The organism is Microtetraspora sp. AC03309, assembly GCF_020826795.1.
GTDB classification, from domain to species: Bacteria; Actinomycetota; Actinomycetes; order Streptosporangiales; family Streptosporangiaceae; genus Microtetraspora; species Microtetraspora glauca.
The window spans coordinates 1-24,594 of sequence record NZ_JADDIL010000059.1 but is presented as its reverse complement, the minus strand read 5'-3'; the positions used below and the strand labels follow the sequence as shown (position 1 = coordinate 24,594).

Genomic DNA, 24,594 nt, shown 5'->3' with positions numbered 1-24,594 from the left:
GCTCACGAGGCGATCAGCCGGTGGGAGATGGCCTGGAGCCTGCGCAGGGCGAGGGCCAGGTTCGCGCGTTCGGGATCCAGCCGGAGGCAGATGAGCAGCGGCCCGTCGAACATCGTCTCCATGGGCTTGATCAGGTGGTAGGCCCGGTCCGTGGTGACGATCACGTCCTCGATGCGTATCGTTCCATCGGGGGTCGAGAGGGCGAGCCCGTCGAGCGTGGCGCGGAACGCCTCGCTCAGTCCGGCGGCCGATCCCTCCGGGTAGGGGACACCCTCGGCGGCCACCGCCATGCCGCTGGTGTGATCCACGAGAATCGCGTCGAGCGCGCCGGGAATCGTCATGGCCTCCGAAAGGCAGTCCTCTATCCCGATCACGCGCAACTCCCTCGCCGGGTCGTCGATACGGCGCGGCCAACACTAGAGAAGGCGGTACGTGCGGAGTCCGCACGGTCTAGCGGGATAAGAGGTGAGATATAAGGATTGGCCGTTCTGGGAGGAGAATTATCCCACTGCATAGAAGACTTGTATTTACTGGCGATTGTGAAGATTGTTCGGACGTTTTGGGTTACGGGTAGGGAAGAATAGGACTTATGGAACGAGTCCTGGTCAGCGCGTGCCTGCTCGGCCGACGGGTGCGCTACGACGGCGGCGCCAAGACGAGTGAGGACGAGCTCCTCGCCACCTGGAACTCCGAGGGGCGGCTTGTGCCGTTCTGTCCGGAAGTCGCGGGTGGGCTCCCCGTACCCCGGCCCCCGGCGGAGATCGAGGGCGGCGCCGGCGGCGCGGCCGTTCTCGCCGGGACCGCGCGCATCGTGACGCCGGACGGCGACGACGTGACCGAGGCGTTCCTCGCCGGCGCGCGGCGGGCGCTCGACGCCGCCAGAGCGTCCGGCGCCCGGGTGGCGATCCTCAAGGAGGGCAGCCCGTCATGCGGCTCGCTGCGCGTCTACGACGGCACGTTCACCGGCCGTACGACGCCCGGCCAGGGGGTGACCACCGCCCTCCTCGAACAGAACGGCGTCCGGGTCTTCGACGAGGACGACATCGCCGGGGCCGCCCGCCATCTACGGGACAGGTGATCAGGGGGACAGCGGGTCGGAGGTGACGATCACCGCGTTCTCGTCCGGCTTGAAGACCAGGACGTTCTCGACGTAGGACTGGAGGGCGGCCTCCAGGCCCACGTCGCCGCCGGCCGCCTCGGACATGAACCAGCGGTGGTCGAGGACCTCGTGGAAGAGCTGGGCGGGTTCCAGCTTGCGCCGAAGCTCGGCCGGGATCCCGGTCACCACCGGCTGGAACACCTCGGCCAGCCAGCGGTGCGCGACGATCGCCTCGTCCTCGTGGCGCAGGCCGTTCGACACCCGGAACGAGTCGAGGTCGTTCAGGAGCCGCCTGGCCTGGTTCTCCTCGACGTCCAGGCCGGTCAGCCTGAGCAGGCGGCGCTGGTGGTGCCCCGCGTCCACCACCTTGGGCCGGACGATCAGCCGCCCCGTGCCCGCCTTCCTGCGGACCATCATCTCGGCGACGTCGAAGCCGAGCGAGTTCAGCCGCCTGATCCGCTGGTCGACGATGTGCCAGTCGACCTCGTCGATGATCTCGTCGGAGTTGAGCTCGCTCCACAGCCGCTCGTACCGCTCGACGATCTGCTCGGCGAAGACCAGCGGGTCGATCGACGGGTGCAGCAGGTCGCCCGCCTCCAGGTCGAGCAGCTCGCCGTAGATGTTGACGTGCGCGACGTCGATGTCGTGGGTCCGCTGCCCCTCACTGATCATCGGATGCAGCTCGCCGGTCTCGGCGTCCACGAGGTACGCGGCGAACGCCCCGGCGTCCCGGCGGAACAGCGTGTTCGACAACGAGCAGTCGCCCCAGTAGAAGCCGGTGAGGTGCAGCCGTACGAGCAGCACGGCGAGGGCGTCGAGCAACCGCGTCAGCGTGTCGGGCCGCACCGACCCGGACAGCACGGCCCGGTAGGGGAGCGAGAACTGCAGGTGCCGGGTGATCAGCGCGGAGTCCAGCTCGTCGCCGTCCGCGCCGGTGCGCCCGGTGACGACCGCGACCGGCTCGACCGCCGGGGTGTCCAGCCGCGCCAGGTCCCACAGCAGCTTGTACTCCCGCTTGGCGTACCGCTCGCTGATCTCCTTGATGGCGTAGACCCGTCCCCCCAGCCGGGCGAAGCGGACGACGTGCCGGGAGATGCCGCGCGGCAGGGTCACCAGGTGGTGGTCGGGCCACTGCTCCAGCGGGACGTCCCACGGCAGCCGGATCAGGTCGGGATCGCCGGGGGCGCCGATCATCTGCAGGGGCACCGGTTCGCTCCTCGTTTAGGGGGTTTCATGATTCAGTGTCGCGGATAGAGTCGAGGACCATGACGCTGCTGGATGAGTTCGTCGGCTGGTACTTCGCCCAACACCCGGTCCGGGCCGCCCTGCTCGGAGCGGACGGATACGACCGCACCCTCGGAGACTTCAGCGAGGCCGGGTTCACGGCCAGGGAGCGCGCCGCGGAGCGCTGGCTGGAGCGGCTGTCCGCCGAGCCGGCCGCGACCGTGGAGGACGAGATCGACCGCGATCTCGTCACCTCGCAGCTGCGCGGGACCGTGGCGAGCGCCCGCTGGCCGGAGTGGCGGCGCGACCCCGCGCCGTACCTGGGGGCGATCTTCGGTTCCCTGTTCACGCCCTTCCAGCAGCGGCTGAAGCCGGAGGCCGAGCTGGTCGAGGCGGCCGTCGCCCGGCTCGCCGAGGTGCCCGCCGTGCTCGCCGCCTGCCGGGAGAACCTCGACCCCGACCTCGCCGCCGGCCTGCTCGTCACCCGCGGCCTGGACCAGGCCCGTACGGCACGGCGCTTCCTCACCGAGACCGTCCCCGGCGAGGTGGCCGACCCCGTCCTGCGCGCGCGGCTGGCGGCGGCGGCCGAGCCGGCCGCCGCCGCGTTCGACGCGTTCGTCACCTTCCTCGACGGCTTCAGGGCGGGCGGGACCTGGCGCATGGGGGAGGAGCTCTACTCCACGCTGCTCCGCGAGCGGGAGATGCTCGGGTACGGCGCCGCCGAGCTGCACGAGAAGGGGCTCCGGGCCTGGGACGAGATCGACGCCCGGATGCGCGAGGTGGCCGGGCGCCTCGGCGACGGCGCCTGGGGTGAGGACTGGCGGGCCGCGATGGAGTCCCTCATGGACGACCATCCCGAGACCCTGGAGGCCATGCGCGCGGAGTACGAGGCGGAGACGTTGCGCGCCCGCGACTTCGTCCGTGACCGCGGCCTCGTGACCTTCCCCGAGGGCGAGGAGTGCCACGTCCTGCCGTCGCCGGAGTTCCAGCGGCCCATCCTGGCGGTGGCCAACTATCTCGCGCCGCCGCCGCTCAGCGTGTCCAGGACCGGCGTCTTCTTCGTGCCGTTCACGCCGGACGGCTACACCCCCGAGCAGGTACGGCAGCGTCTGCGCACCAACTCGCGGGCCCAGATGCCGTCGATCGCCGTCCACGAGACCTACCCCGGGCACCACTGGCACCTGGCATGGCTGGCGGCCAACCCCCGGAAGGTACGCACGATCTTCCGCACGCCGTACTTCCTCGAGGGCTGGGCGCTGTACGTCGAGGGCGTGCTGCACGAGCAGGGATACTTCGACACCCCGGCGACCGAGCTGGCCCACCTGGACTGCCGGATCTTCCGGGCCGCCCGGATGGTCGTGGACACCGCCCTGCACTGCGGCGACATGACGATCGAGGAGGCGGAGACGTTCATGGCCACCAAGGCGTCGCTGTCCCCGGGGACGGCCAAGGGCGAGGTCAGCCGCTACTGCGCGTGGCCCACCCAGGCGCCGTCCTACCTCACCGGAGCGCTGGAGATCCAGCGCATCCGCGAGGACTTCTCCGGAGACCTCCGCAAGTTCCACGATCAGATCGCCGGGAGCGGCGGCCTTCCTCTCGGTCTGGCCCGGCGGGCCGTCATCCCGGCGGGTTGAGCGCCCGCTCGACCACGGCCGCGAGCTGCTCCTCGCTGAGGACGGCGGGCGTTCCCACGCCGAGCGCCCGCACGTAGACCTCGCACAGCCACTCCAGCAACCGGGTCGCCTCGAACGCCTTCTCCAGAGTCGGGCCGATGGTGACCCCGCCGTGGTTGGCCAGCAGCGCGCCCTGCTTGCCGGTAAGCGCCGCGCGCACGTTCTCCGCCAGCTCCGGCGTGCCGTACGTCGCGTAGGGCGCGACGCGGACCGCGCCGCCGAGCAACAGGGCGTTGTAGTGGATCGGGGGCAGCTCGGTCATGGTCGTCGCCACCACGGTCGCGAAGACCGAGTGGGTGTGCACGACGGCTTGCGCGCCGGTCGAGGCGTACACCGCCAGGTGCATCGGGGTCTCCGACGAGGGGCGCGAGTCGCCCTCGACGAGGCGGCCCTCGATGTCCACGATCGGGCAGTCCTCCGGTCTGAGCCGGTCGAGGGCCACGCCGGAGGGGGTGACCGCGACCAGGTCTCCCTTCCGGACGCTGAGGTTGCCGGAGGTCCCGATGACCAACCCCAGATCGGCGGCTCTACGGCCGTACTCACACAATTCCCGGCGAAGATCCCACATGCCGCCAATTTAGGTGATCAGCCGCGATATCGCACTCCGGTCTATACCAGCTAGATCCCATCATCCGACTTTTGATAGGGCCTTTTAGCTGCTTAAACATCGATATACCCTCCGATGGTCGGGCACAGGACGTCGCAGTCGGATCACAGATTGGTCTAGACCGACCAGGGACCCTTGACGCGCTTGGCGGCTCGCCGTACGTTCCAGCAATCGTTTAGGAAACTTTCCTAATTGTCCCCCCCGGGAGAGTTGGATGACCAACACGCCTCGCGAGATCACCCGCCGCCAGATGATGCACCGCATCGGCCTCGCCGCACTCGTCGCCGGCCCCGCGGCCGGCCTGCTCAGCGCCTGCGCCACGTCCGGAGGCGGCTCCTCGGAGCCGACCCCCTCCGCCGCCGCCGGCGCGGCGAAGTCGGAGACCAACCCGTTCGGCGTCAAGGCCGACGCTCCCCTCGAAGTGGTGATCTTCAAGGGCGGTTACAGCGACGAGTACGCGACCCAGTCGCACGAGCCGCTGTACGTCAAGGAGTTCCCGAAGGCGAAGATCACCCACCAGGGCATCCAGACGATCGCCCAGACACTCACCCCGCGCTTCGCCAGCGGCGACGTGCCCGACGTGGTGAACAACTCCGGCACCGACAACCTCGACACCGGCTCACTCGTCGCCGCGGGCCAGCTCCTCGACCTCACCCCGCTGTTCGAGGCGCCGTCGATCGACGACCCGAGCAAGAAGGTCAAGGACACCATCGTCCCCGGCACCATCGAGTCCGGCCTGGCCGGCGACCCCGCCAAGCCGTACATCCTCAACTACGTCTTCACCGCCTACGGGCTGTGGTACGACGCCAAGCTCTTCGAGAAGGAGGGCTGGACGCCGCCGAAGACGTTCGACGAGTTCAAGACCCTCGCCGACCAGATCAAGGCGAAGGGCATGACCCCGTACGCGTACGCGGGCAAGAACGCCTCGTACTACCAGTACTGGATGATCCTGATCACCGCCGCGAAGATCGCCGGCAACCAGGTCCTGATCGACATCGACAACCTCGTCGACGGCGCCTGGACCAACGACGCGGTCAAGCAGGCGGCCGCGGCCTGGGCCGAGATCGGCAAGTACATGGACAAGTCCTACGAGGGCCTGATCCACACCCAGGTCCAGACCCAGCAGAACCAGGGCAAGGTCGCGCTCTACCCCTCCGGCTCCTGGCTGGAGTCCGAGCAGGCCAAGGACACCCCGGCCACGTTCGAGTACGCCATGGCGGCGACCCCGTCTGTCGGCGCGTCGGACGCGATGCCGTACGGGGCGATCCGGGCCGTGGCCAGCGAGCCGTTCGTCCTCGCCGCCAAGGGCAAGAACGTCAACGGCGGCCTGGAGTACATGCGGGTCATGCTCTCCAAGGAAGCCGCCAAGTCCTTCACCGAGAAGACCAAGAGCCTCACCGTCGTGGTCGGCGCCACCGAGGGCCTCACCCTCTCACCCGGCGTCGAGAGCGTGGTCGCCGCGCAGAACGCCGCCGGCGCCAACGTGGTGACCTGGTCCAACTTCGAGCAGTGGTACAAGGAGCTGGAGACCGAGCTGCGCAAGCAGACCAACGCGCTCATGTTCGGCCGCATCACCGCCGACCAGTTCTGCGCCAACATGCAGAAGGCTGCGGACAAGACCAAGGCCGACAGCTCGATCACCAAGCAGAAGCGGACCGCGTGATCCCATGCGGCATGGCAAGCTGGCGCACGCCCCGTCCCCGATGGCGCTGAGAAGGTACGGGTTCATCCTGTCCTTCCTCGCGGCGCCGCTGGTCCTCTATGCCGTCTTCGTGGTCGGGCCGTACATCCAGGCGTTCCAGATCGCGTTGACCAACTGGAAGGGCATCTCGCCGAACTTCGACTACATCGGCTTCGAGAACTTCACGAAGCTGTTCGACGACGGTGCCTTCTGGCCGGCGGTGCGCCATCACGGGCTGCTGCTGCTCGTCATGCCGCTGGCCACCATCGCCATCGCGCTGTTCTTCTCGTTCCTGCTCAACGTCGGGGGCGGACAGCGGAACGGGCGGCGCACCGGCGTTCCCGGGGCGGCCTTCTACAAGATCGTGTTCTTCTTCCCGCAGGTCCTCGCCGTCGCCATCGTCGGCGTGCTGTTCCAGGCGATCCTCAGCCCGGACAAGAGCGGCGTGCTCAACAGCGCGCTCGGGGCCGTGGGGGTCGATCCCGTGGGCTGGCTGATCAACCCCGACCTCGCGTTGTGGACGATCATCGGCGTGATGGTCTGGCAGGCCGTCGGGTTCTACGTGGTGCTCTTCTCCGCCGGGATGTCGTCCATTCCGCAGGACGTGTTCGAGGCGGCGGCGCTGGACGGCGCGGGGCGGTCCACCCTCTTCTTCAAGATCACCCTGCCGTTGCTCTGGGACACGCTCCAGGTCGGCTGGGTCTATCTCGGCATCGCCGCGTTCGACGGGTTCGCCCTGGTCCAGGTCCTCTCCGTGGACCGGGGCGGCCCCGACAACGCGACCACGGTGTTGCCGCTGGAGATCTGGCGCCAGGCGTTCACCTTCTCCAAGTACGGCTACGCCTCCGCGATGGGCGTCGCCCTGTTCTTCCTGACCCTGACGTTCGCCGCTCTCACCCTGCGGGTCACCCGGCGCGAGAGGATCGAGTTCTAGACATGGCACGTCCCCCGCAGCGCCGTGGCGGCCAGGTCGGCGTCTTCGGCGCCCTGTCGCACCTGGCCCTGGTCGTGTGGGCGATCCTGGTGATCTATCCGATCGTCTGGACGTTCCTCGGCTCCTTCAAGACCAACACGGAGATCTTCGGCGATCGCCCCCTGGGGCTGCCGGCGACCTTCCACTGGGACGCGTGGGGCCGGGCCTGGGCCAAGGCCCACATCGGCCAGTACATGATCAACACCATCCTCGTGGTGGCGGTGGCCACCTTCTTCACGATGCTGCTCAGCTCGATGGCGGCGTACGTGCTGGCCCGGTACCGGTTCTTCGGCAGCAAGGTGATCTACCTGCTGTTCGTCTCGGGCCTGTCGTTCCCCGTCTTCCTCGCGCTGGTCCCGCTGTTCCTCACCGTGAAGAACCTCGGACTGCTCGGCACACACACCGGTGTGATCATCGTCTACGTCGCGTACTCGCTGCCGTTCTCGGTGTTCTTCCTGACGGCGTTCTTCAAGACGCTGCCGACCTCGGTGGCCGAGGCCGCGATGATGGACGGAGCCTCGCACACGCGTACGTTCTTCCAGGTCATGATGCCGATGGCCAAACCCGGCCTGATCAGCATCACGATCTTCAACGTGCTCGGCCAGTGGAACCAGTACCTGCTGCCGATCGTGCTGCTGCCGGGAGACGCCCAGGACAAGTGGCTGATCACCCAGGGCGTCGCCAACATCTCCACCAGCGCCGGCTACGAGGCCGACTGGGCGGGGCTGTTCGCGGCGCTGAGCATGGCGATCATCCCGATGCTGATCATCTACATCGTCTTCCAGCGGCAGATCCAGTCGGGGCTGACCGCGGGCGCGCTCAAATAGCGCGTCCCCAGGGTCTCGTGATGTCCTGGAGGCATGAGCGAGCCAACTGAGCGGCAGTCACCCCACTGGCACCGTGACGGTGAGACGATCCGCAGGACCGTGACCGCCCCCGACTTCCGTACGGCCATCGCGATCGTCGACGACATCGCGGAGCAGGCGGAGGCGATGAACCACCACCCCGACATCGACATCAGGTGGCGCACCCTGCACCTCGCGCTCACCACACACGACGCGGGCGGCCTGACCGACCTCGACCACACGCTGGCCGCCCGCATCGACGAGATCGTGACCGCGCGCGGGGCGAGCTGATCTCCGGCCTGCCGTCAGTCGAAGAGGCCCGGCGGCGGCACCGGCGAGACGACCGGCTCGCCGTCGCGGATCGGGGCGGCGCCGGCGACGAAGTTCGTCAGCTCCTGCCCGTACAGGCATCTGGCCTGGGTGAGGCCGCCCGCGGCCCGGCGCGTGAGCGGGCCGACGGGCAGCTCGGCCGCCGACGCCGCCACGATCAGGTTCCCGAAGCGCCGGCCGCGCATGATGCCCGGCTCGGCGAGCAGCACGACGTGGCGGAACGCGCCCAGCACGGTGGCGAGCAACCTTCTGGCGAACGGCAGGCCCTTGCCGTCCGCCACGTTGATCAGCAGCGTGCCGTCCGGCCGGAGAATGCGCGCCACCTCGGCCATGTACTCCGCGGTGGCCAGTTCGGCGGGCATGACGGCGCCGGAGAACGCGTCGAGCACGAACAGGTCCGCTGACGCGTCGTTCAGCCCGGCGGCCGCCGCGCGGCCGTCGAGGACGCGTACCTTCAACCGGGGCACCGACTTCAGCCGGAGCTGGTCGCGGACGAGCTGGACCAGCCCGGCGTCCGGTTCGACCACGATGTGCCGCGACCCCGGCCGGGTCGCGGCCAGGTAGCGCGGCAGCGTGCACGCCCCGCCGCCGACGTGCACGGTGTCGAGCGGCCCCTCGGGGAGGCAGCCGATCACCTCCGCCATCAGCCGGACGTAGTCGAAGTCGAGGTAGGTCGGATCGGCCAGGTCCACGTACGACTGGGCGACGCCGCTCATCACAAGCATCCACCCGTCCGGCCGGTCGAGGTCGCGCAGCAGCTCCACCTCGCCGAATGTCACCGGATAGCGGCCCTGGACCGGTTCTTGCACCCTTTGCCCCCTATGCGTGGTATATCGAGGGGAGCACTCCGACCCCCCAGGAGAAACCGTATGCGCAGACGGGCGTTGCTCGCCCTCGTCGGCGTGGTCGTCACCATCATCGTCACGAGTGTCACGGGCCTCGTCCTGTCGGGGAGGGACAAGGCCGGAGCCGGTGACCCCACGCAGCTCGTGTTCAGGCCGACGCCGACGCCGCCCTCGTCACCGTCGCCGGCGGAGCAGCGGGTCGAGGGCACGCCGAGGGAGACGGCCGACACCTACCTGCGAGACTGGGCGATCGGCGACTACGAGTCGATGCGCGAGCTCGTGGACGAGCCGCCCGACGACTTCGCCGACCGGCACCGGCAGCTCGACGACGCCGTCTCCGCCCGGACCGAACGGCTCACGCCGGGCGATCTCACCATGACCGGCCAGGACACGGCCGAGGTGAGCTTCACCGGCGCGCGGAAGGTGGACGGATACGGCGGCACCTGGGACTTCGCCTCGACGCTGCGCCTGGCCGTACGGGATCTGACCTGGAAGGTCCTCTGGACCCCCTCGGTGATGCATCCGGACCTGGTCGAAGGAGGCGAGCTGGTCCGGATCGACCAGCCGGGGTCCGGTGCGCGGTTCCTCACCAAGGAGGGGCAGCCGTTCCCGCACGAGAACTACGCCGAGCCGTACCTCTCGGATCTCGCGACGAGGATCCCGCAGCCGCCCTCCGGCACGAAGGTGGGGTGGACCGTCGAGCTCAGGAACCCCGGGCAGGAGCCCAGGGTCATGCTGGAGAAACGCGTGGACAAGCAGGAGGGGACCCGGACCACGATCGAGTCGTTCGCCCAGGCGTCCGCCGCCCGCGCCCTGGACCCGGTCCAGCAGCCGGCCGCGATCGTCGCGGTGCGGCCCTCCACCGGCGAGGTGGTCGCGGTCGCCGACCGGTTGGGCGGTAGGGGCGCGTTCACCGGCAAGTACGCTCCCGGCTCCACCTTCAAGACGGTCACCGCCGCCGCGCTGCTGGACGCCGGGCTGACCGCCGACTCGCAGGTGCCCTGCCCGGCGACCTACACGATCCCCAACGGGCGGACGATCGACAACTACCAGGACAAGGACCACGGGAGCGTCGCGCTCCGCCAGGCGTACGCGCTGTCGTGCAACACCACGTTCGCGCAGCTCACGGTCCAGATGGTGAGCGCCGACAAACTGGTGGAACAGGCGGGCGCCTTCGGCTTCGGCGCCCGCCTCGCCACGGGTGTCGGCGGGACCTGCGGCAGCCTCAAGCGGCCCGAGAACTCCGACGCGCTCGCGGAGGACTCGTTCGGGCAGGGCACGGTGGAGGCGAGCCCGCTGTGCATGGCGACGGTCGCGGCGGCGGTGCAGAGCGGCTCCTGGCGTCCGCCGCGGCTGCTCCCCGCCGACACGGCGGAGCGGATCGAGGGGCACGCCCAGCCCGCGAGCGTGCCGCTGAGCGGTGAGGCGGCGACCGGGTTGCGCGCGCTGATGAGCGCGGTGACGACCGAGGGAACCGCGGCCGGGTCGGAGCTGCCCGACGGCGTCTCCGGCAAGACCGGCACCGCCGAGGACTGGCAGGGAGGAGCGGATCACGCGTGGTTCATCGGCTACCGGGGTGACCTCGCGTTCGCCGTGTTCGTGGAGCACGGCGGGACCGGGCGCAACGCCGCGGTGCCGATCGCCGCGCGGTTCCTCCGTGCGTTGTAGCAAGGCGGTAGTAAAACGTTCTCCAGGACGGTCAGCTAGCGGGAAAGTCTTCACATTTGACACCGCTTGTGAGGGAATCGTGTTGTCCCGGCTCAATATGGAGGCGACATGGACCCGAACGCCGTGCACGAAGTCCTTGCCCGGCACCTGCTCGTCGACGGTTTCCGGCTGGTGCTCGATCTCGACAGGAGCGCGGGCTCCTGGCTGGTCGACGCGCGTGACGGCCGGAGATATCTCGACTTCTACACGTTCTTCGCCTCGTCGCCGCTGGGGATGAACCCCTTCGACGACGACCCCGCGTTCATGGCCCTGCTCGCGCGTGTGGCCGCGAACAAGCCCGCCAACCCCGACCTCTACACCACCCACCTCGCCGAGTTCGCCGAGACCTTCCACCGGGTGCTCGGCGACCCCGACCTGCCCCACCTGTTCTTCGTCGAGGGTGGCGCGCTCGCCGTCGAGAACGCCCTCAAGTGCGCCTTCGACTGGAAGAGCCGCTGGAATGAGGCCCACGGCCGCCATCCCGGCCTCGGCACCAAGGTGCTCCACCTCACCCGCGCCTTCCACGGCCGCAGCGGCTACACGCTCTCCCTCACCAACACCGATCCGGTGAAGACCGACCGCTTCCCCAAGTTCCCCTGGCCGAGGATCGACGTGCCGGCCATCCATTTCGGCGACGTGGAGGCCGCCGAGGAGCGGGCGCTCGCGCAGGCGCGGGACGCGTTCGCCCGCAACGCCCACGACATCGCCTGCTTCATCGCCGAGCCCATCCAGGGCGAGGGCGGGGACAACCACATGCGTCCCGAGTTCCTCCAGGCGATGCAGGCCCTCTGCCACGAGAACGACGCGCTGTTCGTCATGGATGAGGTCCAGACCGGCGTCGGGCTGACCGGCACCTCCTGGGCGTACCAGCAGCTCGGCCTGGCGCCCGACATCGTGGTCTTCGCCAAGAAGGCCCAGGTGGGCGGGGTGATGGCCGGACGCAGGGTGGACCTGGTCCCCGACAACGTCTTCAACGTGAGCGGCCGGATCAACTCCACCTGGGGCGGCGGGCTCGTCGACATGGTCCGCTCGCGCCGGATGCTGGAGATCATCGAGCGGGACGAGCTGATCCCGAAGGCGGCCATCCTGGGGGAGAAGCTGCTGTCCGGTCTCCAGACGCTGGAGGCCGAGGGCCTGGTCACCAACGCCCGTGGGCGCGGCCTGATGTGCGCCTTCGACGTGCCCGACCGGGCGGCCGTGATCGCGCGGCTGCGCGACGAGGACGAGGCCGGAGTGCTGGTCCTGCCGTCAGGAGAAGGGTCGATACGGCTCCGCCCGGCGCTGTCGGTGCAGCCGGACGAGCTGGAGTACGGCCTGGCCCGCCTCAGGCAGGTCCTCACCCCGAGCTGAGCGGGGGAGTCGAGCGGGGGCGGACCCGCAAGGCTCAGGAGTCGGTCGAGTCGCGCCAGTGGTTGATCGCCGCGTTCCGCGACTCGACCCCGAGCTTGGCGTAGATGCGGTTGACGTGGTTCTTGACCGTCTTCTCGCTGAGGAACAGCCGCTGGGCGATCTCCCCGTTGGAATGCCCCACGGCGATCAGGTCCATGACCTCGGTCTCGCGTTTGCTCAGACTCGTCTGGGTGCGGTCGTCGACTCTCATCCGGCCTCCCGGGCAGACTCAAGATCGCCGAGGCCCCCCGCGCTTCCGGCGTAGCGGTTGAGAGCGAGCATAACGCCCCCAATCCACCTTTGGGGGAAAAAGCCGACGGCCGGTCCTTTCGGACCGGCCGTCTTCACAGGGTGAGTGATGGGACTTGAACCCACGACATCCAGGACCACAACCTGGCGCTCTGCCAGCTGAGCTACACCCACCATGTCCGCCGCTCTCAGCGGCGTACGAGAAAAGTGTAGCGGTATTTCGGAGTCGTCATGCCGTGCCGCGCACGGAGGATGGCGCGGTTTGCCGTCACTGGGTGGAAATCGCCTCCGCGACCTCGCGGGCGGTGGCGGTGTCGGGGCCCGGATGCGGCACGAACACGGCCGCGCGGTAGTAGCGCAGTTCCCGGACGCTCTCGGTGATGTCCGCCAGCGCCCGGTGGCCGCCCTGCTTCTCCGGGGAGGCGAAGTAGGCGCGGGGATACCACCGGCGGGCCAGCTCCTTGATCGAGGAGACGTCGATCATGCGGTAGTGCAGGAACCCGTCCACGAGCGGCATGTCCCTGGCGATGAACGAACGGTCCGTGGCGATGGAGTTGCCGCAGAGCGGAGCCTTCTTCGGCTCGCCGATATGGGAGCGGATGTACTCCAGCACGATGGTCTCCGCCTCGGCCAGCGTCACCCCGCTGGGGAGCGCGTTCAACAGGCCGGAGGCGGTGTGCATCTCCCGGACCACCTCGGACATCTGGGCCAGCGCCTCGGGCGGGGGCTTGATGACGATGTCCACGCCCTCGTCAAGCTGGTTCAGCTCGCCGTCGGTGACGATACAGGCCACCTCGACGAGCGCGTCACGGCCGAGGTCGAGCCCGGTCATCTCACAGTCGATCCAGACCAGCAGGTCAGTCATGAGACCCAGCGTAGTAGGGCGTTCAACTCACTTGGAGGGAGTCCACCACCCGCTGGAGCACCGACTGGTCGAGATTGTCCGGCACGGAGGCGTAGAGCATGGCCGGCTGCATGCCCTCGCCACGATCCACCAGGACGAACGCGCCCTTTTCGGTCTTCCACTTCCAGCCGTTGCGCTTGGACTCCTCGCTGAAGTCCATCTCGAACTCGGTGATCCAGGCGTCGCGGCCGCTCACCTTGATCGCCTTGTTGCTCAGGATCTTCCGTACGTGCTGGGGCGAGTAGAAGTCCTGCTCGTACGCCACCAGGACCGCGCCGGTGAGGTTCCGCAGATCCTGCGTGCCGCTGTACGGGAAGTACGACGGCAGCGGCGCCGTGTAGACGGAGGCCACCCAGTCGCTGTTCTGGCCGTCGAAGTTCTGCTGGGAGAGTGCCTGGTAGCCGCTCGACCACACCGGCATCTTCACGTTGTTCGGGTTGTTGACCTCCGCGGCCTTCGGGACGATCCACGGCTGGCCCGGGTAGGCGTACGACAGCCCCGTCACCGAGTCGGAGATCCGGCCTCCGGACGGCTGCGGCAGCTCGGTGAGCTGCTGCTGGGGCGGGGGCGACTCGGTCTCCTGCGGGGGGACCGTGCGGTCGAGCGGCGGCTCCGTCGTCGCCGTTTCCGGCCGGGCGATCACGTCACTGCTCTGGGTCCTGAAGAAGAACAGCCCGCCGACGGCCACCAGGGCGAGCACCACGACGACCGCGAGCCCGCCGAGCAGCCACGGCCAAGGGGACGACGACTTCGGCGGCTGTGCCCCGAAGTCGGGAACGGGAAGCTGCGCCGTCTGCGGCGAGGGGCCCCACAGCTGCTCACCGCCCTGCTGCTGGCCGCCGGGCTGCTGCTGGTAACCGCCCTGCTGCTCCGTCGCGTGCGTGGCGTCGGTCCACTGGGAACCGTCCCACCACCGCAGTTGGGGAGAGCCGTACGGATCGGGGTACCAGCCGGCGGGCGTCGTCGTCATGCGGGCCACATTAGCAATCCTGGAACTCATCATGAGATTGCCAGAAAACGTCAGTTATCTCCGATGTTCCTGTGAGAACACGTGAAAGAGAGGTCAAATCGCGATCGCCACTGATCAGCACCGATAAGAGAAGGACGCCTTGTCCTGCAGCGGCTTTCCCGAAGAGGTCGGCGACAGGATCCGCAGCGTGGCCACGCCCTTGAAATCGCCGGAACCCGTCACCTGCCAGCGCAGTGGAAGTTCCACTGACGTGTCCCCCGAGAGCACCTTCTGCTCCCGCTCGGTCATCCGCACCCCGTCGCTGCGCACCCAGACGTAGCGGATGCTGCCCGCGCCGCCGTTGGTCGTGACCGTGCCGACGAGCGTCGCCGTGCCGTCGCAGGCGACCGCCTTCTTGGGACCGCGCACGTCCACCTTCTGGACGAGCACCTCGGTGGCGGGCTGGAAGCGCAACCACAGGATGACCACGGCGAGGAGCATGGCGAGCAGCAGCGATCCCGCCCACGCCCCGCGCCTGGCCCGCCGCCCGTTCCGCCGGCCGGGCGTTCGATCGCGGCCCGTCTCCTCGGCGAACTGCGTGGTGGCGCCGGAGCGCCAGATCTGCGCCGCCGTCGTCTCCGTCGGCACGCCGGGACCGAACCGCATGACCACGTCGGTGGGAGCCGCCGTACCGGGCGCGGGTTCCGGGAGCTGCAGCAGGGTGACGGCCTCCCCGGTGGTCTCCCTGGCGGTCTCCCTGGCGGTCTCCCTGGCGGGCGGTGCCGTACCGGGAGCGGGGGCGGTGGGGACGGCGGAGGCCGACCACCAGTGCAGCGTACGGATCAGCTGGTCCCTGGTCGTGAACCCCTGGGGCAGCAGGTCGCGCCCGGCGACGAGGGTGTCGCGGGCGGCGGCGAGCCCGCGGGCCGCCGCGGCGGACGCGGCCTGGTCGAACAGGGCGGCCGCCGGGCCGTCCGCCCAGCTCGCCGCGAGGCCGCGGGCGAGCGCGACCCAGGCCGTGATGTCCCCCTCCGGTGACGCGGGCTCCCCACGCAGCGCCTCGAGCAGCCCGCGCTCGGCCAGCAGGGCCGAACCGTCCTCACCGATCACGATCGTGCCGGGGTGCACCGCGCCGTGGGCGAGCCCGGCCGCGTGTACGGCCAGCAGGGTCTGGGCGGTGTCCATCAGGATCGTCGCCACCCCGCCGGGGCCGGGAGGCGGCCCGCCCTGGGCGAGCAGGTCGGCGACCACGGGCATGGCGCCGCGCCCGGTGACGAGCCAGATGTCACCGCGGGCGGTGACGAGGTCCACGACGGGGAGCAGACCGGCCTGCCCGGCCTGCCACAGGCGGCGGTCGGCGCTCACCGCGGCGACCAGCCGCTCGCGGGCGGCCGGTGTGGCGACCAGGCCGGGGTCGAACCGCAGCACGCCCGACGGCGTTCCCTCGGGGGAGATCGCCTCGCTCCAGGTGCCGAGCTCGCCTGATCGGGCGCGTCCGGTCAGCCGGTGCCCCGCGATTGAACCGCCGTCATCCATCTATCGCCGCCTCCGGTGCCGTCCCGTCATCCTCTTCACGGCAAGTGTGGCGGGAACGAGCCCGGTCGTCACCAGGCCGAGGGCGAACGCCCCCATCGGGACCGACGCGGGGGCCGACTGCACCGGCTCCGAGGTCAGTCGGGGCGTCTCCGGGCTGGAGGTGTCCGTGGGCCGGCCCGTGTCCGTCGGGGAGGACGTCGTCGGGGTGGTCGTGGGAGTCTGCGGCCGGGTCGGCGTGGACGTTCCCGTCGGCAGGTCGGGGATGTTGACCGTGTCGTCCGGCTCCGGCGTCGACCGGCTCGGCCGGGGAGTCGGCCTGGACGTCGGCGTCCGGGTCGGGGTCGGTTTCCTGCTCGGCGAGGGCTTCGCCGTCGGGGTCACCGGCGGGGCGCTCGTGGTTGCCGACGCGGGGCTGGGCGAAGGGGAGGGGGAGGGCGACTTCGACGCCTTCGGCGACGGCGACACCTCGGGCTCGGCCGTCTGGGGATCCGCGGTCTCCTCGTCGACGATCCCGAGATCCTTGGGCGTCCGGCTGGGCGTCTCGATCGTCGTCCCCGCCTGCAGCGTGGCGCCGCTGAACGACCCGACCAGCGCGGCGGTGCCTCCGGCGACCACCGCCAGGGAGACCGCCACCAGGCCGATCCTGACGCTGACCTTGGTGAGCGCGCTGCCGCCGATGTGCGTCTCGGCGAGAGCCGTACTGGCCTCGGGCGCCTCCTCGGTCAGCGGGAAGAACGGGAGCAGGAGGCCGGCGAGCGCCGCGAGGCGGCGCCGTCCCCGCTCCTCCCACGCCGGGCCGTACGCCTCGGTGGCGACGGACTCCAGCTCCCGCAGGAACGCCTCGGCCGAGGGCGGCCGGTCGGCCGGGTTCTTGGCCATGCCGCGCTCGATCAGCCCCTGGAGCGCCTGGGGCACCTCCTCGACCGGGGGAGGCGTGGACTGGTGCTGGCGGGCGAGCGCGGGCAAGCTCTGCGCCCGGAAGGGACGGGTGCCGGTGAGGCACTCGAAGAAGACCACGGCGGCGGCGTACACGTCGGTGGCCCGGCTCGCCGGGCTGCCCGACCACTGCTCCGGGCCCATGTACGGCGGCGTGCCGGAGGCGCTCACCCCTTCGCCGGCCCGCGCGGCGATGCCGAAGTCGACCAGCTTGCTCATGCCGTCGGCCTCGACCATCACGTTCTCGGGTTTGTAGTCGCGGTGGACCACCCCGATGGCGTGCGCGGCGGCCAGCCCGAGCAGCGAGCCCTTCAGTACGGCGAGGGCCGCCTCCGGCCCGGTCGGCCCCTCCGAGCGCAGCATCGTGCGCAGCGACACGCCGTCCACGAGCTCCATGACGATGGCGGCGCCGTGCGGTGCCTCGATGTACTCGTAGAAGCGGGCGGCGTGCGGGCTGGGTTCCATGAGGGCGAGCAGGTGCGCCTCGTGTCGGAACCTGCCGACGAAGTTGAGGTCGGAGCGCAGCTCCCCGGAAAGGTACTTGATCGCCACCGGTATGTCGTCGGCGTCGTGCCTGGCGAGGACGACACGCCCGCCACCCCCCGTGCCAAGCTCACGTATCTCGGTATATCCGGGGGCACTCCAGGCGCCCGTCTGCCCGTACATCCGGTCTCCTCATCGGCCCATGACGAGACCGTAGCTTAGTGATTGATCACGAAATAAACGCAAAAGTCGTGAAATTCACTCACGAAGCCCCTCTGGCGTGTGGCTGAAGTGCGCGGGAACAGGGATGCCGGGCGCGAGTCGAGGGTCGGGCTCGGGGGTTCCCCAGGAGACCAGCAACGGCCGCACCCCCGCCCAGACCGGCAGGTCGTAGTCCTCCTCGTCGTCCACCGGCGGCCCCTGCCGGACCTTGACGGACGCCTCCTCGAGAGAGAGGGCGAGCACGGCCGTCGCGGCCAGTTCCTTCCGGTTGGGCGGCCGGACCACGTCCCACTGGCCGGGCGCCAGCTGCTCGGTGATCGCGCGCAGGCCGTCGAGGCGCTCGTCCGGGTCCTCGACCTCCCGGGCCGCGCCGTAGATCATCGCCGAGCGGTAGTTCACGGAGTGGTGGAACGCCGACCTGGCCAGCACGATCCCGTCCAGGTGGGTGACCGTCACGCAGACCTGCGACGCGAGCGCGCCGCGCAGCGAGGAGGCCCCCGTGGACCCGTGCAGGTAGAGCGTCTCGCCGATCCGGCCGTATCCGGTGGGGATCACCATCGGAGCCCCGTCCACCAGGACGCCCAGGTGACAGATCATCCCGGCGTCCAGGACGGCGTGCAGGTCGGCGCGGTCGGTACGGGCTCGCTGCTTGGACCGGTTAAGGACGGTCCGGGGTGTGGTGGAAAGCATGTCCGTTACGGTAGAAGCCGAGTGGACCGGCGAACATGGCCACTTCCCGAGAGGAACGGAAGACCACTTTGCGGGCGCACACCGACCTTCCGCTGGCCGTGGACCGGCGCTCACCCGTGACGCTCGCCGTACAGACGGCCGACCAGCTCCGCCAGGCCATGCGCGACGGGGCGCTGAGGGCGGGGGAGCGCCTGCCCTCCAGTCGTGGCCTGGCCGCCCTGCTCGGCGTCAGCCGTACCGTCGTGACCGACGCCTACCAGCAGTTGTACGCCGAGGGCTGGCTCGACGGCAGGCGCGGCTCCGGCACGTACGTCGCGGATATCACGACATATCCCGATCCGGTGACGGGGGCCACGGTCCGCGCGGATCCCGTGGTTCACGCGGGCGTGACGGACCCCGGCCCCGCGGACCCCGGCCTGGTGGACCTGCGGCCCGGGCGACCGTGGGTGCTCGGCCACGACGTGGCCGCCTGGCGGCGGGCCTGGAGGCGCGCGGGGGATCTGCCGCTCGGGGACACCCTCGACCACCTCGGGCATGCCGACCTCCGCGCGCTGCTCGCCGACCACCTCCGACGGGCGCGGGCCGTACCCGCGGGTCCCGGGAACGTGCTGGTCACCCGGGGCACCGGGCACGGGCTCGACCTCGTCGCCGCGTCCCTGCTCGCGCCCGGCGCCCGCGCGGGCGTGGAGGAGCCCGGCTACCGGGTGGCCAGGAACGTGTTCCGGGCGCGCGGAGCCGAGATCGTCCCCTGCCCGGTGGACGACCAGGGGGTGATCGTGGAGGGACTGCCCGACGACCTGGACGTCCTCTACACGACCCCGGCGCACCAGTTCCCGCTCGGCGGACGGCTGCCCATCGCCCGGCGTGAGCGGCTCCTCGCCTGGGCCCGCCGTACCGGCGCGATCATCGTGGAGGACGACTACGACGCGGAGTTCCGGTACGACGTCGCGCCGCTGCCCGCGCTGTACGGTCTCGACCCCGCCCGGGTCGTGTTGCTCGGCACCCTGTCCAAGTCGCTGAGCCCGGACGTCGGGCTCGGCTGGCTGGTGGCCGCGCCGGAACCGCTCGCGAGGATCGCCGCGCGCAGGAAGCTGCTCGGCGACCGCACGTCCGGCCCGGTGCAGCGGGCCGTCCTGACCCTGCTCCAACGCGGCGACCTGGACCGGCACCTGCGCCGGACACGACTGGAGTACGCGCGGCGCAGGGCGGCCGTCGTCGAGATCCTGGGGCCGCTGGTGAAGGGCGACACCGCCGGCCTGCACGTCCTCGTCGAGCTGCCCGCGGGCACGGTCGGCCCGCTGGTGGAGGAGGCGCGGACGCGGGGCGTGCTGCTGGACACCACCGCTCGCCACCACCACGGGCCGGTCCGCGCCCACGGTCTCGTCCTGGGGTACGGCTCGGCCTCGCTCGACGGCGTCAGGCGCGGCTGCGCCGTCATCCGCGAACTGCTGCCGGACCTTTAGAAGAGCCGCTCAGAAGGCCCGCTCAGAAGGCCCGTTCCAGCAGGCGGAACTCCTCACGAGGGCGGGGCACCTCGAACGTGGGCACGCTCTCACCCGTGATCCGGTGCACGTCGATGGCGCCGGGGTCGCCCTCGACCGTCCCCGGCACCTGCGAGTGGCCGAAGTGGCCGCCGCGCGCCCAGAGGCGGCGGCTGCGCTCGGCCGCCAGCGAGTGCGGCGGGGGCAGGGGAGGACCGGCCGGCCAGCGCCTGGGCACCCGCCAGGAGTCCAGCCAGGTCAGGATGTCGTCCAGGCCGTCCATCTTTCCGTCGGTGAAGGGTCGCTCCACCGAGCCGAGCACACGGATCTGCACGCACACCCTGCCCTCACGTCCCCGTTCGCCCGGCAGTCCGCGGGCCGCGCGAGTGGGGGGCAGCGACTGGGCGATCTCGCCGGTGACGGGGTTCCAGACCAGGTGGACCGGGCACCCGAGCTGGATCATGCGTTGGGCGGCGGACTTGGCCGAGACCGCGAGAGGGTCGGTCGGCCAGATAAACCAGACGGCCCTCGGAACTCCCCCGATCATGGGGCCGGAGTCCTCGGGAGCGGGAATTCGGCTGGCGCCGGGCATCCATGCGTGGGCCACTGTGCCCCCTCAATCCTCGATCGCCCTGGTTTCTCCCCTTATGCGCCGGAGCTGACACCTCGTGACGCGTGATTGTTACTGGCGAGTGGCAATCTTGCGCAGGCCGTACCTCGTGCGGCGGATCACGGCGTATCCCTTGGTCAGCGTGCGCTCCTTGAGGTAGACGAAAGGAACGCCGCGGTCCCGCACCGCCAGCGAGAATCTGGCCATCGTGGTCGTCCGGCTCACCGTGAGCCGGGGAATGGCCAGCAGGTCGTGGCGGTCGGCGGCGATCGTGTTGCCCACCGCGCAGGCCGCCCAGTACCCCGCCCTGCGCACCTCCCTGCGTACCCGAGCGCTCGAATAGCCGTACGGGTAGGCCATGGTGGTCACCGGCCGGCCGAGACGGTCTTCGAGCAGCGCTTTGTTACGGCGGAGTTCCTGCCGCAGCTCCTGATCGCCGATCTGGTCGAGCTGCGGATGGCTGTGGCTGTGCCCGGCGATCTCCACGCCGTGCTCGGCCGCCTCGCGGGCCTGGCTCCACGACAACGTCCGGCCGAGTGGACGGCCCGCGGCCTCGGAACCGGCGTCCGCGACCCAGCCGCTGGTGAGGAAGACCGTGGACGGGAAGCCCAGCCGGTCGAGCACCGGAAGCGCCTCCTCGTGGAAGTCGGCGTACCCGTCGTCGAACGTGATCACCACCGGCCGGTCGGGCAGCCCGGGGCCCGTGCCGTGCAGCGACGCCACCAGGTCGGCCACGGTGAGCGGCGTGAACCCCGCGTCCCGCAGGTAGCCGAGCTGCTCGGCGAAGTCTCCCGGGCGTACGGCCAGGGGGCGGGTCTCGGCCGTCGGCCGGTCCGACACCGAGTGGTACATCAGGATGGGGATTCTCGTCATGAGCGGATCCTGAGGCGCAGGCCGCCGACCAGGTAGCCCCAGGTCGTCCAGGCCAGTCCGATCACGATCGCGGCCGCGCGGCCCAGGCCCGCGAGGTCGCCGCGTACGGCGTCGCCCAGGCCGCGCAGCACGCCGAGCGGCAGCGTCCTGAAGGTGTAGTCACGTTCGCTGGACAGCCCGTCGCCCGCGCCGACGCTGCTCGTGACGATCGCCTTGGACAGGCCCTCGGCGTAGCACCGGGACCGGAAGTAGGCGAACCGCGCCCGCTCGGCGGAGACCTTGTGCCCGATGGCCGCGCCGGGCTCGAACAACAGCACCGACCCCGGCCGCCGCTGCGACAGCCGGATGCAGAACTCGGTCTCCTCACAACCCAGCGGGCGGCTCCTGCGCCCCTGCACGTTGCGGCCGATGCCCGTGCTGAAGCCGCCGACCTCGCCGACGACCTCCCGGCGGAACGCGGCGTTGCCGCCCATCACGTTGCGGATCGGGGCGCGCTCGACGGGCATGCCGCGGTAGGTGCAGCCCACCGTCCAGTCGAACTCGTCGGGAAACCAGCGGGGACGCCCGCCCACGGCCCACAGCGGCCGGGTCAGACCCCCGACCCCGGCCACGGCCGGATCGGCGAAGTCCGGCTCGAACGCGGCCAGCCAGCCGGGGTCGGCCACCGCGTCGTCGTCCAGGAAGGCGACGACGTCGCCCCTCGCGGTCTCCACTCCGGTGTTCTTGCCGCCGGACAACCCGCGCTCGTGGGCGTTCTCCACCACGACGGCGTCGGTGTACTCGGACTTGAGCCGCAGGTGCAGATCGGGGTTGTGGTCCACCACGATGATCAGTTCGTACGCCGGGCGGCTCTGGCGGCGGACCGACTCGACCGCGGCCCCGATGTCGCCCCAGCGGTCCTCGGTGTAGACGCAGATGACGACCGAGGTCCTCGGCGGCGGGAGAGACGTCATGCCGCGCCCTGGTCGGCCGCCTGCGCGGCGGCCGGGGCGTGCTGCCGCACGGTCGGGCGCCGCCGCTCCCTGAGGATCGTGCGCAGGACGCGCAGGCCGTCCCGCACCGCGTTCAGGTTGCTCTCGCCGTAGAGGCGGCAACGCTCGTGGCTCGGCACCTCGTGGACCCGCAGACCGGCCCGCGCGGCGCGGATGTTCATCAGCGTCTCGACCTCGAAGCCCTCGCAGTCGAGGTCGAGCACCGGCAGGTGGCGGGCCCAGAAGGCGTTGTAGCCGTAGCACAGGTCGGTGTAGCGGGTGCCGTAGATGCGGTTGACCAGCGTGCGCAGCAACGTGTTGCCCAGCTTGCGGGTGAACGTGAGGTCGTCGCTCCCGCCTCCGGGGATGTAGCGGGACCCCTTGGCGAAGTCGGCGCCGCTCACCAGCGTGCTGACGAACTGGATGATCTCGCGGCCGTCGGTCGAGCCGTCGGCGTCGATCATCACGATGATCTCGCCCGTGCAGGCCGCGAAGCCCTCGGCCAGGGCGGTCCCCTTGCCCCGCCCGCGCTGGTTGACCACGCGGAGTCCCGGACGCAGTCGCCGGGCGACGGCGATGGTGTCGTCGGTCGAATGGCCGTCGACCAGAACGACTTCGTGGACCCAGGAGGGCAGGGTGGCGAACACGTGAGGCAGGTTCTCCGCCTCGTTCATGGCGGGGACGACGACGCTCACCGTGGGAGCGATGGCCAGGTGGGGCCCAAGAGGGGTGAAGCGGCCGCCAGTCGGCAGCGGGCGCAGGGCGGCGAACGGGGAGGTGGCGCTGTGCTCGGGACTCATGTGACGGGATGTCCTTCCGGGCGGTCTGTCATGAGCGGAGACCCCGACGGACCGGCGCGACTGGATGGAATGGCGAGTTCCATCCCGGTCTTACGGGCAGGGACTGAGGGGCGCGGCTAGCGGACTTGAGGGTGCGGCTAGCGTTGGTACCACAGGGGAACCGTCGGTTCCAAGGGTTCTGAGGGTTCCAAGGGTTCTGACGGTCGTACGGTCCGGTTCAGGATGGTCATCACCTCGTGCCTGCCCCCCGTTCGGCTGATGCCTGTCCCCGGTACAGCGACCGGATGATCCACAAGAAGAAGCTCAGCACGCCGACCGTCGCCACCCCGGCACGGGGCGACCAGGCGTCGAAGAGCAGCATGGCTTCCGCGAGTACGACGTTGACGGCCAGACTCGCGGCCGCGCCGACTGTCAGCACCGAGAGAGGGTCACGATCACGCAACAGTCCGGCGACCGCGGCCCCGGGAACCACGAAAAGGAAGAGCGGCGTAAGGATCATCCGGACCGGCGTCTCGATGTCGGCGAGCGCGAGCACCGCTCCAACGGCGCAGGCCACGCCGAGGACGACGACGGGAACGGTCCGATTCCTACCCATGTCTCCTGGTCTCCCGGCTGGTAGAGGCCACTGTGACGCGGTTGGCGAGCCCACTTATGGGACCAATCACGGCAGGCATGCGTCAATGACGACGCATTGCCTTGTCCCCCGGTTTACCGAGCCTCGCCGGAAGGGACGATCTTATCCCAAATGTCGAGAAACGTTAATGCGACGGTCAAGTAGGTTCGGCCGTCGACCGCGCCTGATCCTGTGCGTCGCCTTCCCAGGAAACCCGGCAGTACGGGTTTCCGCCCGCGGAACGGAAGGTGATCAGCGCGCTCCCCGCTGAGCCCGGATCCAGCACCGCCAGCGTGATGCGGCCGCTTGCTCCCGCGCGGAGCCTGCCCTGGGCGGGCCGGAGGGTCACACCGTCGGGGACGGTCGCGGTCCACGAGATGGCGGCGTTGCCGGCGGACAGAGTGATCACACCGCCGGCCGCCTTCCCGAGCCCGCCGGGGCAACTCGCCGACAGCAGGGGCGCCCTCCGAGTGGTCGGGGTGGTTCTTGTGGTCCCCGTGGGAGAGGGCTTGGGCCGCGTGGGAGAGCGCGTGGGCCGCGCTCGCGCCTTGGTCTTCGCGGGTGTGCTGGTACGCGCGGCCTTCGGCGTGCGCGACGGCTCGGGGGAGCGCGTGGTACCGGACGAGCCGCGGGGCGCGGCCGAAGGGCCGGGGGACGCGGTGGGCTCCGCGGCGGGGCCGGGAGAGCTCGAAGACCCGAGGGATGCGGTGGGCCCTGCGGTGGGCCCGGGAGAGGTCGCGGGTCCGCCGCCACCGGCCCACGGGCTGTCCCCGGTACCCGCCTGGGAGTTCCCTGAGAACCACTCCGTGGGCGGGAGACCCTCCGGGCCGAGACCGAGCACGCCGTACGGCGGGTTCACCGTTCCCGCCCCGCCACCCACCCGGTCACCCATCCGGTCACCCGC

Annotated in this window: 24 protein-coding genes, 1 tRNA gene and 1 pseudogene; 9 read left to right on the top strand and 17 right to left on the bottom strand. The window is 70.3% G+C overall.

The features are described 5' to 3' along the window. Positions 1–2: 2 nt before the first annotated feature. Positions 3–374 (bottom strand): hypothetical protein, encoded by a 372-nt coding sequence (locus tag IMZ11_RS29495; protein ID WP_061258738.1) that lies wholly within the window; start codon positions 372–374, stop codon positions 3–5. Positions 375–589: 215 nt separating this feature from the next. On the opposite strand from IMZ11_RS29495, the gene IMZ11_RS29490 reads away from it, so the two are divergent. After that, positions 590–1,078: a DUF523 domain-containing protein gene (locus tag IMZ11_RS29490; protein WP_061258737.1), complete on the top strand. Its 489-nt coding sequence runs from the start codon at positions 590–592 to the stop codon at positions 1,076–1,078. Here IMZ11_RS29490 and IMZ11_RS29485 read toward each other — a convergent pair whose 3' ends face one another. Further along, positions 1,079–2,305, bottom strand: coding sequence for a DUF4032 domain-containing protein (locus tag IMZ11_RS29485; protein ID WP_228645704.1), 1,227 nt, complete (start codon positions 2,303–2,305; stop codon positions 1,079–1,081). Positions 2,306–2,364: 59 nt separating this feature from the next. Between IMZ11_RS29485 and IMZ11_RS29480 the strand changes: the two genes are divergently transcribed. After that, positions 2,365–3,957, top strand: coding sequence for a DUF885 domain-containing protein (locus tag IMZ11_RS29480; RefSeq protein ID WP_228645703.1), 1,593 nt, complete (start codon positions 2,365–2,367; stop codon positions 3,955–3,957). Here the strand turns inward: IMZ11_RS29480 and IMZ11_RS29475 are convergent. Then, positions 3,941–4,564 (bottom strand): class II aldolase/adducin family protein, encoded by a 624-nt coding sequence (locus IMZ11_RS29475; RefSeq protein ID WP_228645702.1) that lies wholly within the window; start codon positions 4,562–4,564, stop codon positions 3,941–3,943. The genes IMZ11_RS29480 and IMZ11_RS29475 overlap by 17 nt on opposite strands. Positions 4,565–4,817: 253 nt before the next feature. On the opposite strand from IMZ11_RS29475, the gene ngcE reads away from it, so the two are divergent. The 4 genes from ngcE to IMZ11_RS29455 are packed head-to-tail and all read left to right on the top strand — an operon-like array spanning position 4,818 to position 8,393. Further along, positions 4,818–6,266: an N-acetylglucosamine/diacetylchitobiose ABC transporter substrate-binding protein gene (ngcE, locus tag IMZ11_RS29470; RefSeq protein WP_228645701.1), complete on the top strand. Its 1,449-nt coding sequence runs from the start codon at positions 4,818–4,820 to the stop codon at positions 6,264–6,266. Positions 6,267–6,270: 4 nt separating this feature from the next. Further along, positions 6,271–7,218 carry a carbohydrate ABC transporter permease gene (locus IMZ11_RS29465; protein WP_228645700.1) on the top strand — a complete coding sequence of 316 codons (948 nt, stop codon included), beginning with the start codon at positions 6,271–6,273 and terminating at the stop codon, positions 7,216–7,218. 2 nt (positions 7,219–7,220) lie between these two features. After that, complete coding sequence (locus tag IMZ11_RS29460) at positions 7,221–8,084, top strand: carbohydrate ABC transporter permease (RefSeq protein ID WP_228645699.1); 864 nt, start codon at positions 7,221–7,223, stop codon at positions 8,082–8,084. Positions 8,085–8,117: 33 nt separating this feature from the next. After that, complete coding sequence (locus tag IMZ11_RS29455; RefSeq protein ID WP_228645698.1) at positions 8,118–8,393, top strand: 4a-hydroxytetrahydrobiopterin dehydratase; 276 nt, start codon at positions 8,118–8,120, stop codon at positions 8,391–8,393. A gap of 14 nt (positions 8,394–8,407) precedes the next feature. Here the strand turns inward: IMZ11_RS29455 and IMZ11_RS29450 are convergent, their stop codons facing one another. After that, positions 8,408–9,241 (bottom strand): spermidine synthase, encoded by an 834-nt coding sequence (locus tag IMZ11_RS29450; RefSeq protein ID WP_228645697.1) that lies wholly within the window; start codon positions 9,239–9,241, stop codon positions 8,408–8,410. A gap of 60 nt (positions 9,242–9,301) precedes the next feature. Here IMZ11_RS29450 and IMZ11_RS29445 point away from each other — a divergent pair, with 60 nt between their 5' ends. After that, complete coding sequence (locus tag IMZ11_RS29445; RefSeq protein ID WP_228645696.1) at positions 9,302–10,945, top strand: penicillin-binding transpeptidase domain-containing protein; 1,644 nt, start codon at positions 9,302–9,304, stop codon at positions 10,943–10,945. Between the two features lie 108 nt (positions 10,946–11,053). After that, the gene (lat, locus tag IMZ11_RS29440; protein WP_228645695.1) at positions 11,054–12,334 is read left to right on the top strand and encodes an L-lysine 6-transaminase; all 1,281 of its coding nucleotides are present in this window, start codon (positions 11,054–11,056) and stop codon (positions 12,332–12,334) included. Between the two features lie 34 nt (positions 12,335–12,368). Here lat and IMZ11_RS29435 read toward each other — a convergent pair whose 3' ends face one another. The 7 genes from IMZ11_RS29435 to IMZ11_RS29405 all read right to left on the bottom strand — a co-directional run bounded on the left by IMZ11_RS29435 (position 12,369) and on the right by IMZ11_RS29405 (position 18,342). Further along, complete coding sequence (locus IMZ11_RS29435; protein WP_228645694.1) at positions 12,369–12,584, bottom strand: helix-turn-helix transcriptional regulator; 216 nt, start codon at positions 12,582–12,584, stop codon at positions 12,369–12,371. A gap of 139 nt (positions 12,585–12,723) precedes the next feature. After that, positions 12,724–12,796: transfer RNA gene (locus tag IMZ11_RS29430), tRNA-His, on the bottom strand. 94 nt (positions 12,797–12,890) lie between these two features. Then, on the bottom strand, positions 12,891–13,487 hold the full coding sequence (gene orn / locus IMZ11_RS29425) for an oligoribonuclease (RefSeq protein WP_228645693.1): 597 nt from the start codon (positions 13,485–13,487) through the stop codon (positions 12,891–12,893). Positions 13,488–13,509: 22 nt separating this feature from the next. Beyond that, complete coding sequence (locus tag IMZ11_RS29420; protein WP_228645692.1) at positions 13,510–14,496, bottom strand: DUF2510 domain-containing protein; 987 nt, start codon at positions 14,494–14,496, stop codon at positions 13,510–13,512. 114 nt (positions 14,497–14,610) lie between these two features. Further along, entirely contained in the window at positions 14,611–16,011 is a 1,401-nt protein-coding gene (locus IMZ11_RS29415) for a hypothetical protein (RefSeq protein WP_228645691.1), read from the bottom strand. After that, on the bottom strand, positions 16,012–17,613 hold the full coding sequence (locus tag IMZ11_RS29410) for a serine/threonine-protein kinase (protein WP_228645690.1): 1,602 nt from the start codon (positions 17,611–17,613) through the stop codon (positions 16,012–16,014). Positions 17,614–17,688: 75 nt separating this feature from the next. Beyond that, complete coding sequence (locus tag IMZ11_RS29405; RefSeq protein ID WP_228645689.1) at positions 17,689–18,342, bottom strand: pyridoxamine 5'-phosphate oxidase family protein; 654 nt, start codon at positions 18,340–18,342, stop codon at positions 17,689–17,691. A gap of 35 nt (positions 18,343–18,377) precedes the next feature. Between IMZ11_RS29405 and IMZ11_RS29400 the strand changes: the two genes are divergently transcribed. After that, positions 18,378–19,805, top strand: coding sequence for a PLP-dependent aminotransferase family protein (locus tag IMZ11_RS29400; RefSeq protein WP_228645688.1), 1,428 nt, complete (start codon positions 18,378–18,380; stop codon positions 19,803–19,805). Positions 19,806–19,827: 22 nt separating this feature from the next. Here IMZ11_RS29400 and IMZ11_RS29395 read toward each other — a convergent pair whose 3' ends face one another. The 6 genes and pseudogenes from IMZ11_RS29395 to IMZ11_RS29370 all read right to left on the bottom strand — a co-directional run. Beyond that, positions 19,828–20,370: a hypothetical protein gene (locus IMZ11_RS29395; protein ID WP_228645687.1), complete on the bottom strand. Its 543-nt coding sequence runs from the start codon at positions 20,368–20,370 to the stop codon at positions 19,828–19,830. A gap of 135 nt (positions 20,371–20,505) precedes the next feature. After that, positions 20,506–21,306, bottom strand: a complete 801-nt coding sequence (locus IMZ11_RS29390; protein WP_228645686.1) for a polysaccharide deacetylase family protein — start codon at positions 21,304–21,306, stop codon at positions 20,506–20,508. Further along, a complete protein-coding gene (locus IMZ11_RS29385) occupies positions 21,303–22,259 on the bottom strand; it encodes a glycosyltransferase family 2 protein (RefSeq protein WP_228645685.1) in 957 nt (318 codons plus the stop codon). Before IMZ11_RS29385 ends, IMZ11_RS29390 begins: the two co-directional genes overlap by 4 nt. Next, positions 22,256–23,077, bottom strand: coding sequence for a glycosyltransferase family 2 protein (locus IMZ11_RS29380; RefSeq protein ID WP_228645684.1), 822 nt, complete (start codon positions 23,075–23,077; stop codon positions 22,256–22,258). The genes IMZ11_RS29385 and IMZ11_RS29380 overlap by 4 nt, the downstream gene beginning before the upstream one ends. 229 nt (positions 23,078–23,306) lie before the next feature. Beyond that, positions 23,307–23,672, bottom strand: coding sequence for a hypothetical protein (locus tag IMZ11_RS29375; protein WP_228645683.1), 366 nt, complete (start codon positions 23,670–23,672; stop codon positions 23,307–23,309). Between the two features lie 175 nt (positions 23,673–23,847). Beyond that, positions 23,848–24,594 (bottom strand): annotated as a pseudogene (locus IMZ11_RS29370) (hypothetical protein); the annotation flags it as partial.